Source organism: Singulisphaera photorubra (genome assembly GCF_045290345.1).
In the GTDB taxonomy this organism is placed as follows: domain Bacteria; phylum Planctomycetota; class Planctomycetia; order Isosphaerales; family Isosphaeraceae; genus Singulisphaera.
Map to the genome: position 1 here is coordinate 1,410,149 of NZ_CP155447.1, position 12,808 is coordinate 1,422,956.

11 protein-coding genes are annotated in these 12,808 nt (G+C 62.0%); all 11 read right to left on the reverse strand.

Features of this window, described 5'->3' with window-relative positions:
* A complete protein-coding gene (locus V5E97_RS05350; RefSeq protein WP_406698255.1) occupies window positions 1-1,329 on the reverse strand; it encodes a DUF58 domain-containing protein in 1,329 nt (442 codons plus the stop codon).
* Window positions 1,329-2,285, reverse strand: coding sequence for an AAA family ATPase (locus tag V5E97_RS05355; protein WP_406701132.1), 957 nt, complete (start codon window positions 2,283-2,285; stop codon window positions 1,329-1,331). Before V5E97_RS05355 ends, V5E97_RS05350 begins: the two co-directional genes overlap by 1 nt.
* 477 nt (window positions 2,286-2,762) lie before the next feature.
* Complete coding sequence (locus tag V5E97_RS05360; RefSeq protein WP_406698256.1) at window positions 2,763-3,785, reverse strand: DUF1559 family PulG-like putative transporter; 1,023 nt, start codon at window positions 3,783-3,785, stop codon at window positions 2,763-2,765.
* A gap of 650 nt (window positions 3,786-4,435) precedes the next feature.
* Window positions 4,436-5,125, reverse strand: coding sequence for a type II toxin-antitoxin system PemK/MazF family toxin (locus V5E97_RS05365; RefSeq protein WP_406698257.1), 690 nt, complete (start codon window positions 5,123-5,125; stop codon window positions 4,436-4,438).
* A 565-nt stretch (window positions 5,126-5,690) separates the two neighbouring features.
* A complete protein-coding gene (locus V5E97_RS05370) occupies window positions 5,691-6,404 on the reverse strand; it encodes a hypothetical protein (RefSeq protein ID WP_406698258.1) in 714 nt (237 codons plus the stop codon).
* A 206-nt stretch (window positions 6,405-6,610) separates the two neighbouring features.
* Window positions 6,611-7,099: a carboxypeptidase-like regulatory domain-containing protein gene (locus V5E97_RS05375; protein WP_406698259.1), complete on the reverse strand. Its 489-nt coding sequence runs from the start codon at window positions 7,097-7,099 to the stop codon at window positions 6,611-6,613.
* Between the two features lie 77 nt (window positions 7,100-7,176).
* A complete protein-coding gene (locus V5E97_RS05380; protein WP_406698260.1) occupies window positions 7,177-7,791 on the reverse strand; it encodes a carboxypeptidase-like regulatory domain-containing protein in 615 nt (204 codons plus the stop codon).
* A 389-nt stretch (window positions 7,792-8,180) separates the two neighbouring features.
* Window positions 8,181-9,212 carry a DUF1559 family PulG-like putative transporter gene (locus V5E97_RS05385; RefSeq protein ID WP_406698261.1) on the reverse strand — a complete coding sequence of 344 codons (1,032 nt, stop codon included), beginning with the start codon at window positions 9,210-9,212 and terminating at the stop codon, window positions 8,181-8,183.
* A gap of 961 nt (window positions 9,213-10,173) precedes the next feature.
* Window positions 10,174-10,524: an STAS domain-containing protein gene (locus V5E97_RS05390; RefSeq protein WP_406698262.1), complete on the reverse strand. Its 351-nt coding sequence runs from the start codon at window positions 10,522-10,524 to the stop codon at window positions 10,174-10,176.
* Between the two features lie 175 nt (window positions 10,525-10,699).
* Complete coding sequence (locus tag V5E97_RS05395) at window positions 10,700-11,338, reverse strand: hypothetical protein (RefSeq protein WP_406698264.1); 639 nt, start codon at window positions 11,336-11,338, stop codon at window positions 10,700-10,702.
* Between the two features lie 223 nt (window positions 11,339-11,561).
* Window positions 11,562-12,740 (reverse strand): alpha/beta hydrolase, encoded by a 1,179-nt coding sequence (locus V5E97_RS05400; protein WP_406698265.1) that lies wholly within the window; start codon window positions 12,738-12,740, stop codon window positions 11,562-11,564.
* Window positions 12,741-12,808: the final 68 nt, after the last annotated feature.

The window sequence follows — 12,808 nt, forward strand, 5'->3', positions numbered from 1 at the left end:
TTACAGCGGGGTCACGAACTGAAGCTCGCAGAAGCCATGCAACTCGTTTTCGTCGGAGACGGCGCGGACGGCCAGGCCCTGGGCGATCAGCAGCCCAGCGCCGTCGATGCGTTCGACCTCGTCGAACGCCAGGAGCACGACGCTCACGGCGAACCCCTGGCGTTTGAGCCGGCCCAGAGCCAGGGCCGTTTCGGGGGTGACGTGGGCGAGGATGGCGACGACCGTCGCGTCGCGGGGAAGGCGCGGCTCGGCTTCAATGGAGAGGCGGTCGAAGGTCAGGCCGTCGGACAGCTCGACTCGAGCCATGGCCTCGTGGATCCTCGCGAAGGCCTCGGGGCCGCGCCCGGGGGGGACGATCAACGGGCGGAGCCGGTCGTCGTCCTCACGCATCGCCGCCCTCCGATGAATCGTCGCGCGGTCGGCGCGGGGCTTGCCCTCGCGTTGCGCAGTCTCGTCGCGATGTCGGATCCGCTCGGCGGCGTCACGGCCGTTGGTGATCAGGCCGACGGGCTGCCCCATCAGGCTCACCGCGTTGGCCAGCGCCACGGCGGCGGTGACGGCGAGCTCGGAGCGAGCGGGCTCGTTCCGCGCCGGGTAGGCATCGCGGTGGAAGTCGAGGAGGATCGTTGCCCCCGCGATCGTCGAGGCGTCGTAGATCTTGCTCTGCAGGGTTCCGGTCCGTGCCGTGGCCGCCCAGTGGACTCGGTTGAGCGGGTCGCCGGGCTGATACGCCCGCACGCCCGCGATTCGCGTCGGGTCCTCGAACAGCCGGTGCGTGAGCTTGATCTCGCCGATCGGCCGTCGCGACGCCAGGTCGTAGCCGGGCAGGGGGACGACTTTGGGATAGACCGTGACGTAGACCGGGTCGGTCGCGGTTCGGAACCGCCGATGCAACCCGAAGAGGTCGCCCGTCTCCAGCACCATTGGGCCGACCTGGTAGTACCCGCGCATGGCGAAACGAAGCTGATAATTCAGCGTCTTGCTCCCGAGCGGTCCGAGCATCGCCACAGCCAGGCGACGCCCCTTGACCTCGATCCGGGGGGGACGTGCCGTGATCGCCGCCCGGGGCAGCATCTCCTCGATGAGAACCCAGGCGATCGGAAGTCGACCGCGATTCCGCAAGGTCGCCACGAAGGCGATCGACTGCCCGATCTCGAGCTCGGTCCGGTTGCACTCCCGCGTCACGTCGAGGTTGGTAATCCAAGTCCGGGCAAGGAAGCGGCTGACCAGCATCAAGCCCGAGAGAGCGAGCATCGCGCAGGCGAGCAGGCCGAGGTCGAAGACGACCGCGACGACGAGAACCAGGACCACGACGAAGACCGAGCGCATCAGGCCATGACCCTCGTTCCACTGGCCGGCACGACGGCCGAATCGAGGACTTCCTCGATCACCGATCGGGTTGTCACCTTGCGCAGTCGGCTCTCGGGCTTGAGGATGATCCGGTGGCTCAGCACTGCCGGTGCCATTCGCTTGACATCGTCGGGGGTGACGAAGTCCTGCCCTCGGATCGCCGCCACCGCTTGAGAGGCGCGGTGCAGTGCCAGCGAGGCTCTCGGACTGCCGCCCAGCAGGACGTCGGGATGACTACGGGTCCGACCGATCAGATCCACGATGTAGCGGCAGAGCTTGCTGTCGACGCGGACGGCGCGCACCGCCTGCTGACACTGGAGAACCTCCTCGGCCGTGATGACGGTCGGCAAGTCGTCGATCGGGTGCCGGAGCTGCAACCGACCGAGCATCGACGCCTCCTCCTCGGCCGATGGATAGCCCAGGTTGAGCCGGACCAGGAACCGGTCAAGTTGCGCCTCGGGGAGCGGGAAGGTCCCCTCGTGGTCCACGGGGTTCTGGGTGGCGATCAGGAGGAACGGTGGAGTCAGGTCGTACGTCGTTCCGTCGACCGAGACCTTGCTTTCGGCCATCGCCTCCAGGAGCGCGGACTGGGTCCTCGGGGTGGCCCGGTTGATCTCGTCGGCGAGGACGATCTGGGCGAAGATCGGGCCCGCCCGGAACTCGAACTGCGTTGTCCGCGGGTTGAAGATCGAGCCCCCGGTGACGTCGGTCGGCAGCAGGTCGGGTGTGCACTGGAGCCGCTTGAAGGTCGCCCCCACGCTCCGGGCCAGCGCTCGCGCCAGCATCGTCTTGGCCACGCCCGGGACGTCTTCGAGGAGGATGTGCCCCTCGGCGAAGTAGGCGACCAGGGCCAGGAGGATCTCCTGACGCTTGCCAACGACGACCTTCTCGACGTTGGCCACGATCCGTTTGCCGGCTGCCGCCACTTCCGCCATGCCACCCCCCTCGATCAACGCCAGACGGCCCGCCGCAGCGCGGACTGGCCCACCCACCTTGGGTGAGCTCGAACCGCCGGCCCCGGCTCCAGAATCCACTATTGGAGCGTCGAGGATCGAATGCAAGTCCGAAGTCTGACAAACGTCAGAATTGTCGAGAGCCGTGATGATTCGAGTCGTCCGTGGCCGCGTCAGACAGGGGTGAGTGGCCACGAGTCCCGACGAGCCACCGAACCACAGTCAAGCTTCGCCGAACCCGTGATCCCCGACGAACGTGGGTCCCACAACACCCGTAGGGCGGGCCCGGCTCACCATCTTAATCTCCCTGTGGGTAAGGAGATCAGGATGGTGGGCTGTGCCCGCCCCACGGGAGAGATTCGATTCTTGTCGCGAATTGATTGCGAACTGATTATCACTTCATGATGAGTGAGGCAACGCTTTGCGTTGCCCTGATCCTACGAAGCAGGCCGGTGTCCGTTAGTACTGGTCGGCGCTGATGACTTCGCCGCCGCGGATCGTGCCCAGCGCTCTCCAGGTGGAGCCGGCGATGGTGTTTTTCAAGAATTTGACGCTTCCATCCGCGAGGAGTGCGTTGACGCCTCCGGTGTGGAAGCTCCGGGCGTTGATCGCCGAGAACGTGGGGCCGCCGTTCTGCTCACGGATCCCGGTCAGGTCGAGGTCGACCGACGGGTCGCCTGTGCGTGTGATTCGCTTATTGGGAGGCCAGGCGGTGGTCATGCCGGATTGATGGACGTGGCCATCGACCCACTCGGTATGTCCGGACGCCTGGAGCGATCCGCCCGAGTTGTACTCGGGAGCCACCGCGTACGGGTCGGTGTTCGGGTCCGGCACGGTGCTCGGGTTCTGGATGTTCGCCAAGCCGCTTGCGAAGTCGCGGAGATACCGCTGTTGAGCCTTGACTTCGGCGGCGAGCAGGCTGTTGCTCGTGCCGTCAGTGAAATCGGCGATCCGCCTCGGACGGTTGAACTGGACCGCGGCGCGGTTGTCGGCCCCGTTGACGCCGCCCCAAACAAACCAGTCGCCCATGCACCAGCCATAGTTCGTTGGCGCGGCCATGCCGAAGCTATGCTGAGTCAGCCCAGGTGAGATCTCGCTGGGACAGATGAACGCGCTGATGATCGTGCTGGGGGTCGTCGTGTTCTGCGGCGCCGAGTAGCTCAGGTCGAAATTAATCGCGTTGAACGAGTTGTTCTGTTCCAGGTAAGGCAAGACTCGAGCGTGCGCACTCCAACCGCCGAAGAAAAGGCCGCCCGAAGGTAACGCCCGAACGGCCCCCGCGATTGGAAATGACCCCAGGGCGCTTTCATAGTTGTGAGTGGCAAGCCCAAGTTGCTTGAGATTGTTGATACATTGCGCCCGTCGGGCCGCCTCTCGGGCCGCTTGCACGGCGGGAAGCAAGAGCGCGATCAGCACGGCGATGATCGCAATCACGACAAGCAGTTCGATCAGGGTGAATCCACGCTTCGTAGCAGAGTGCATTGACGATCTCAGGCCAGTGGACTCGGGTCCCTGTCTCAGAACAGGACACGCGTCCGGATTGGGGGGGGGAATTAAGACTCAGTCTCAATCGGCTCGACTATACCGAGCCTCAGAGGAGGCCGTCAAGTGTTCCGTATAGGAGGTAAAAGATGTGAATATTATAGAAGTGATTGGTGGGGAATGATGGGCAGCGGAGGCTTGTTGGCGGGCGCTTCAGTGGGGAGGCCCAGGAGATTCCGTGGAGTTGGATATGCGATGCCGCAACAACGACCGTGGTGTGAGGAAGGTGTCGGTATCCTTGCTTGTATCGGTAGAATTGACGCGCAGTGAATTGTGCGTGCGTCTACCGGTCATGCCTCATCGGGGCATTCCAAGACAACCATGGAAATCATTATGTTAATGAATTCCAGTTCTGAGCGGGCGGCCTAATTTCGGGCACAAAGCGACACTGTAGCAAGGGCGCTAAGTTGATGGCTTCGGGGCGCGATGCGACAGGAAGTTCTGGGATTGCCCCGGCCCGAGTGCACCAAGCGGCCCACCGGACGCCTCTCGCGGCTCCGCCGCCCGGACAAGCAAGTTGTCCGGGCCGTCCGGGGCCTCCGGAAAACCCGGTGACGTGGCTACAGTCTCGAAAGCCGTGACCACTTGCTTTAGAGTTCAGCCCCGATGACGTGGGCGATCGCTCGGCACGCCGCTTCGAATTTTGAGCGGTCGACTCGATCGTTGTACTCGCGAAGTTGACTGGTCCGAACGATCTCGACACGATCGGCCTGAGCAACGTACTCGCCCAGGTCGACGCAGGACGGGGGCAGTGGCTTCTTTTCAAGCGGCTGACTGGTGAGCGGCATGAGGATCACGTAATCATTAATCCCAGACGCGTCTGACATCACGAGGCCGGGCCGGGTGGCTGTTTTCGAGTCTTGCCAAATCGATTGCCAGATGCTGCCACGATCAGGCCGCTTGCTGCCGGGCGGTTTCCATCCGGCCTCAAACTCTCCCGGAAAGAAATGGGCTCCGATCGCCTTGCCGATGGCCAAATTCAGATCGAAGAAGACTTCTTCTTCGATGGTGCCTAGGGGACCACTCTCGAGCGCAATGATGTTTGCGACGTCGAGCCGGGTCAGCTTGTCTGTCTGCGCGATGGCTCGCCGGCCGAGGACTTCCTCTGGCAGCGCGAGTCGTGCCGCGGAATCGGAGAGGTTCTCGGTGGATAACGGCACGACGACGACATGCTGGTCGTTGTAACTCTCCTCGGAAACGACGATCGCGTACGGGTCCTTCTCGACCGCGACATCGTAGGGCCATTGAATTCTGTAGACTTCGCCCGGTTGGATTCGCATTCGGTTCTTGTCCTCGGTAAAACTCTCGGCTTCGAACGGCGACCCGAGGCCATCTCGTCCCAACTCGATGATGGGCCCCAACACCTCTCCCCGGTTGGTGGCCTAGTTCGTCGGGCCGAACAAACCGCATCCGAGCAGTTCTTCCATCTTACAGAGCAAGGTGATCAATCAGGTAGGTCGGTCTCCATTCGGGAATGCAGATCGTTTCCTCGGTCTGGTCGCTGCTGATGGCGAAATCAGCAAACAAACGATGTGAGTGCAGGCGACCCATGATGTCGCTGGTCAAAGGAACTGGTGGGATATCTTGGACTTCACGCCTCAAGCCTTCTCACGGTTCGTCGCATTTGCTGCTGCGTACTCTGTGGGGCCCCAATCTGGACGCCCGTTTCCGGTCGTCCAGATCGAAAAATAAACAACGACCCGATACAGGGCTAGGAAGCCTCTCGCTACTCGCTCCCACGGGGGACCGTGGGAGCGAGAGTGATTCCTAGCCCTATGGCGGGTCGTTGAAAATAAACTCGCTTGAGTGGGTGCGAATCATCGGGAACGGTGATCCCACCAGAATTCACTTGGGTTCGGGCTCGGTCTTCGCAGGTTCGGTTTTCGCAGGTTCGGGCTCGGTCTTCGCAGGCTCGGTTTTCGCAGGTTCAGGTTCGGTTTTCGCGGGTTCGGTCTTCGCAGGTTCGGGCTCGGTCTTTGCGGGTTCGGTCTTCGCGGGTTCGGCTTCGGGTTCGGTCTTCGCGGGTTCGGCTTCGACCACGGCCTTAGTGGGCTCGATTTTGACCTGGTCGGCTTTGATATCGAACTCAAAGTTTCCGCCGGTGGCGGGAACGGTTCTCTTGAGGGTGGTACGCATGAAGTCGGAGTATTCGGGAGGCAGTTTTTCCTCGGCTCCGAGCATGCCGGGCGGTGGGCTAAACGAGCGTCGGGGGCCAAGCCCCTGGGCTCCGCCGGCTGGGGAGACGAGGTAGCTGATGGAGACTCGGTATTCGCCGGGAAGGACACCCGGGTTGCCCGTCGTTTCCAGTGTGAAGGTTCCGTCGGCCTTGGTCTCGCCGTTGCTGGCGGGCCACTTGGGCGGGATGAAGCTGACGACGGCCGTGGGAAGGGGTACGCCGTTGAGTTTCACGGTCCCTGTGACGGGGACGACCTTGGTGTAGTCGGGTGGAGTCTCATCCTCGGGCGACTCGGCATCGCCGCATCCGAGCACGCTGAACCCGATCAATGCCGTAAAGGACCACCAGAGCCGGCGGCCCGATGTGCGGGGAGTGAAGGTCATGAAGAAGTTGCTCGTCAGGTGTTTCGGAGATAGGGATAAGAGAGGAACGCGGAAGGGATCGGGACCACCCCTCAGTAATGTTGGTCCTGGTAGGGGCCCCGAACCGAGCCAATCGGACCTTGGCCTGATGAAAAGGTCCGATTCATTCCAACGCGCCTCGACCGCGAAATCAATCGGGCCTTCCGCCTTGGTGAAGCCTGGCGTGATTATTTCGATTTCACCGTCGCGGAGGCCGTCTTCACTTCGAAGTTCAAGGGTGAATCGGTCCCGGTCACCTCGGCGTCGAACTCGCCCTTGATCTCCACTTTTTTCTTGACGGAAGCCCTGCTGGCGGCGGCGACCCTCGCCCCTTCGGCGGCCATGAAGGGATCGTTCCGTAATTCTTCGGGGATGCTCCCCTCCGATCCTTCGGAAAGCCCAGGAACGATGGTCACTTTGTATTTTCCAGGGGCGAGACCGGTGCGGTTCCGGTACTGGGCCAGGTAGTTACCGTCGGGCCCGGTCGTGTCGCCCCCGGCTGTGCTGGGGTTATTGGCCACTTCAGGAATGAACGAGATCATGGCGTTGGCCATGGGCTTTCCATCGAGCGTGACAGTTCCCTTGACCGGGACGAGCTTGATTGCGCTGTCCGGGTCTGAGTTGCAGCCAATCATCCCGAGTAACGCCAGGGGAGCGGCCCACCGAATCATTGTCATCGAACTGGTTCTCGCTGAGATATTGATCGATCGATTGAGATAATTTGATGGATGTCATTGGATGATCGCCGGAGCGATCAGGGGGCCGAGTCGCTTTTCGGGGTAGGGGCGGGGGCATCGGCCGAGGGCGCCGGCTTGGGGGCCTGTTCTCCCTCGGCCGCGGCATCGACCTCCTTGCCTGGGGTTGCGGGCGGAGGCGGGATAACGAGCCCCGGGGCCTTGATGTCGAAGTTGAAGGTGCCCCCACTCTGGCCGAACTTGGCGGTGAGCTTGGAAGTGCCGAGGTCGGCGTACTCGCGGGGAAGCATTTCCTTCGACGAGAGCATGCTTGGCGGCTGGGCCAGGCTGGATCGGGGGGCCAGCCCTTGTGGTTCGCCCTCGGCCGAGAGGAGCAGGCTGATTGCCACCTTGTACTCGCCCGGGGAAATACCCGGCCGGCCAGAGCTCGAGAGGGTGTATTCGCCCTTCGCGTCGGTCTCACCAACCCCGGGCGACCATTGCGGAGGGAGGAACGTCACGACGGCCCCGACCAGCGGTTCGCCATTGAGTGTGACCACTCCGCGCACGGGGACCAGGTTCGAGAAGTCGGGCCCGTCGGTCGTCTCTTCAACATCCGACCCCGTGCAACCCGAGACAACCGCCAGAACGACTGTCCAGAGCGCGTTTCGCCGTGTCAATAATTTTGAGAACATGAATATGCTGTCTCAATTGTTGGGGGTGAAATTGGTGAACCGACCGAGTCGGCGGTTGCACCGATTCGTCGAACTTCGGACTGGTCGCGGTGGCTAGCAAATGAGGTTGCGAAGGGCCAAGTGAGTTTCGGCAGGGGGGCATGCGAATGAGCCTGGGGGCCGCGGGCCGAGTCGAACCTGGGGCATTCGGGACAAGAGGTTCATTTGACACGAGGGCTCGACCGTTGCCGGATTGAGCTCAGGCGTCAGGCAGCGACCGGTCGCGGTTCCATGGGCTTGCTTGTCAGACCTCGACCGGCCGGCGAACGAACGGATCAAGACGCGTGCGCCCGGTCGAGTCGAAGGGGCGCACGCGTCGTTGTCGAGTTGCCATGGCTCGAGCCCTGGACTCAGTAAGAGTCGGCGCTGATGATCTCACCGCCGGAAATGGTGGCCAGGCCCCACCATGTGTAGGCGTTGATGGAGTTCTTGATGAACCGAACACTGCCGTCGGCCAGCGCCATGTTCACACCTCCCGAGTGCGAGCTGCTGTAGACCCAGGCGTAGGGACGCTGCTTCTGGGCGGCCGTGGCGGTCGGGTAGAGGACACCCGACTTGCCGTTCGGGAGGAAGGCAAGAACCGAGGTCGAGGTCGGCGGGTCGATCCGGCCGTGGGTGGAGGTGTGGCACCCCGCGCCCCAGTACGGACCAAAGCCGAAGCCGCTGGTGTCGGTCCCCGACGCCGTTCCCTGATAATGCCCCAAGCCGTTGAGCGACTCGCCGACCAGGAACGTATTGCTCGTCCCGTCGGTCATGCTGGCGATGGACGTCGACAGATCGTTGAAGAACGCGCCTCGTGAGGACGCGGTCGGCATCCCTGCGCCGATGCCGGGGCAGCTATAGTCAGTGTAGTTGGCGCCGCTGACGAGATAGTTACTTCGAGCCGCGTTCTGCCGGGAGTAATACGTGGCGACCGAGTCGGTGACGGGCGTTGTGTTACCGTCGGAGGGGCAGACGAACGACGCGACCATCGACCCGATCACCGTCGTGTTGGAGAAGGCCGAGCCGGCGGTCGTGGTGAGGGGGGCCACTTTTCCATTGGTCGACGCCTGGCTGAAGTTGTAGGCGTTGTAGAGCGCCGTCTGTTCCATGTAGTTCAGGACCATGGAAAAGGCCGTCGTGCTCAGTGCGATTCCGGTCCCACCGTTGGCGTTTGCGGTGGTGCAAGTGCTGGCGTAGACCTTGGCGGGGGGGAACCCACCATTGGAACTCTCGTAGTTCGCCATCGACAGGCCCATCTGCTTCAGGTTGTTGATGCACTGCGAGCGGCGAGCCGCCTCTCGCGCGGCCTGGACGGCCGGAAGCAACAGAGCAATCAAGACCGCGATGATCGCGATCACAACGAGCAGTTCGATCAGGGTAAAACCTCGACGGATGCGCATGTCAAGAATCGCCTTTGAAAAATCGAGTGATGGAAAGATAGCAACGAACTTGTTGCTGGTTTGAGGCGTCAATGCCCCAATGAACCTGTGTGGTCCCGCACAATGCGGGAGTCACGAGGTCGGCGGGAACGAACCTTGCCCAGATGAGAATAGGATTCTACTTATCTTAGCTGTTGCCATCTTAGGCGATTCGTAGAGGGCCTGAAGCAAGGTAAATTCAGACTCCGCAAGCGATTATGGCAACATCGCCCGCCTGCGGATCGACGCCAAATTGGCGATAACCCTTGCTCGCGGCTGTTTGTCTCAAGCATACGCCCTGAAAAACGCAATAGATTAAACCAAGTCTAAGCAAAAGAGTAACGGTTGCAATGCGATAATTCGTGACAAACTAATTCGATCGGGATTGCCGATTCGTTAAACTCGTCGTCTTGGCATAGGTGTTAACGCATGTTTGCATGGAAAAGCTAAGTCCTATCGTCGGCTCGACAATCAATCAGAGTTAGGATTAATGTTTATGGCTTGTGGTGATGGATCGTGCTCGATCTCGTTTTCAAGCCAAAGCAAACGCGGGATTCGGGGCACAACGAGGGTCGCGTTCGATTGGATCGAACGGTGGCTTTCGTGGCCAGGCGATCGAATCGTGACGTTGAGTCGGGAGGATCGCCGACAATCGCGAGGGTTTCGCGATCCCAATCATCCCGCGGTGGAGGCACGTCCCGGCGGTTGGAAATGCGAAATTCGTGCCACTTTCAGCACAGGCCGCCGATCGGCGTCGCCAGATCCTCGAGAAAGTGCGATAAGCTCAATAGCCGGAATCGGTTAGAGAGTTCGAGGGCGCGGGGGAGATTGATTTGATGTCTATTGATATGGCTTATTGGTCATGAATACGTCGAAGATGATCCAGGCAACGCTGCCTAGGTCCTACGCAAAGGCCCTGGAGAGAGAAGAGGCTCGCCAAGAATCATCTCGGCACGCGTCGATAGAACGTCTTGGCCTCCTGGAGACTGTCGAAGAGATCCCAGTAGGCGTCCATCCGCATCATTTCGATGAAGTCTTTCGTGCCGTGGTTCGCGTTCGCCAGGACGACCTCGCCACCTTGCTGCCGGACCAGCCGCGTGAGGGTCGTCAACAACCCCATGCTGGTCGCGCCCATCTCCCGGACTCCGCGGAGGTCGAGGACGACATTTCGGCATCCCTGGTCGAGCAACTCCTTGATGTCACGGCTGGCGTCGAAATGTTTGGGGTCATTCAGCAACTGGCCGAAGTTGCTCAAGATTGCCAGATCACCCTCCATATGGATGTTCAATGGCATGTTCCTCTCCTCTTGACTTGACGCTTCCTGTCCTGGGCCGGATCTTTGGGCCGTTTCTGGGATTTTCGACATGTTCTCCAGGGGAAAGCCAGGGTGAGATTCCGTCAACCCTGGCGGTGAGAGGAACGCCTGCTGAACGACCGGCTCCCTCGAGTTGGCACCTGATCCGTCTGAGTCAGAACGAATTCTGCTTGAGCGGGAACGGCAGCTTGGGCCGCGACTCGTTGGCGGATCGGCCGGGGTCGGGCATATCCCTCGGAACGCGGGTCAGGGTGATCCGCTCGACCCGCCAGACTTTGGGGCTGAGCTCGCGGAAGCCGAGCGAGAAGTCGATGTTGGTCGTGCCGAAGTTGAATGACGTCGGCCCGAACATGTAGTTCCCGCTCGCCACGACCCGGAACAGAGCGGTTCCTCGTCCCGACTGGCGTCCGGCGTTGGCTTCGAGTTTGGTGATCCGGACGAAGTCAAACTGGGCCCGTTCCAGGAGATCCTCAATGTAGTTGCGCGTCGCAATCCCCGAGATGCTCTGTCCTTTCTGGACGAACTGGACGTCGGGCGTCAAGAGTGCGATGACGGCTGGAGAGTTGGAGTTGGCAACGGCCCCCCTCAGGTCGTAGACCACCTGCTCAATGCGCTCGGTGTCGGTGACCCAGACGTACTCGACCAGGACGAAAAGCGCAGCCAGGGCCAAGGCGGCCCCCGCCCAGATCAGGAACTTGCCCTGCTGGGTCACCCTGAGCGCGACCAGCATGAGCACGGCCAGGATTCCGAGTCCCCCGGCCAGGTAGGTCGCGTCTTCCGAGAGTAACTCCATGGCGAATCGTCTCCATCCGTATCGGTTGGGGCGGGGGGCAGAGCCCCCTCATGTCGTGATTGTTGGAGGCCGAAGCCGATCCTTAGCGGGACTTGAGACGACCGCGCTGAGTGCTCGCGGTTCCGGCATGGGTTGCGTTCCCGCGGATCGCGGGCGATCCGCAGGCATTTCTGGCTTCGTCGGGAAAGGCTTCATCCCGGACCAGTCGGAACGAGGGCTACGACTAAGACGCCTCTTTCTTGGCGGGCGCGGGCGCTTCCTTCGCTTTTTCCTTCTCGGCGGGGTCGCCGTTCTTCGCTTTCTCTTGCTCTTTTTCTTTCTCCGCCGGGGCGTCCTTGGCTTTGGCGGAGCGCACGAGCTGGATGTCTTCGTACTGGACGGGGGTCAGGTTGTAGCGCGGTTCCCAGGGCGTCGTGGCCTTGAGCTTGATCGTGGTTTCGAAGAACTTGGGGATCACCGAGGTGACCTTGGGTTCGAGCCAGAGCAGCTTGTAGCCGTGGAGCGAGGAGTCGAAGAACTCGACCCGGTTCTGCTTCATTCCTCCCACCGGCCGCTCGACGAGCGGGCGAACCGCGCGGACCGGGTCGGCCGAGATGGCGTCGCGTTCGCCGGCCATGAGCAGGAGTGGGATTCTGGGGGCCAGGGCGCTCATGACCTGCCGCAGGACGAAACCGGAACCGTCGGCGAGGGGGGAGACCAGGACCATGGCACCCAGGTCGCTGGTCCGGCCTTCGCCGGAGACGCCCCCACCGGGCGTGTTCGCCCAGGCGGCGACCAGGTTCGCTCCCTCTCCCACGCCCATCACGCCCAGCTTGGCCAGGTTCAGTTTCCCTCGGTTGTGGCGATCGACCAGGAACTGGTAGGCGGCCTGAAGGTCGCCGACCATCAGCCTCCAGTCTTGCGGCGTCAGTGCCTTGCGCACGTTGGCCCCGTGGCCGCGGAGGTCGACGGCCAGCACCGCATACCCGAGGCTCTGCATGTGCTCGGCGAACCCTTGCTTCTTGAGTTCGGCGATCGGCTCCTCGAAGTCACGGCTCGACCGTTCCTTCTCATGAACCATCATGATCACGGGAGCGTTGGTGCCAAGCCGTGCGGGAAAGGCGGGATAGTAGACCAGGTTGAGCGAAGTCTCGTCGTTCGCTTTGATCTTCAAGCGGTAGTGGACCATCCCCGCGGCGGCCTTGTCCAGGGCGTCGGGGTCACCTTTCTCAATCGGATCGGCGGCGTTAGGCGCGAGTTTTTTGGCCGGCTCGCGCCGCTTGGTCTTGCTTTTGGCCCCCGCTTTCCCGACCGCCTTGCCTTTGGGAGCTCCGACCTGGGCCGTCGCGACTCCCAAGGTCGTCAGGGCCACCGCAATTGCTGTCAACCATGACAAGGCCAAACTCGCCCGACGGCTTTGCATCGTTCCACTCTCCCTGAGCGTTCTTGACCGCCGGACCGTGGCCCGAGGGCTTCTCGCGCTTCTGACGT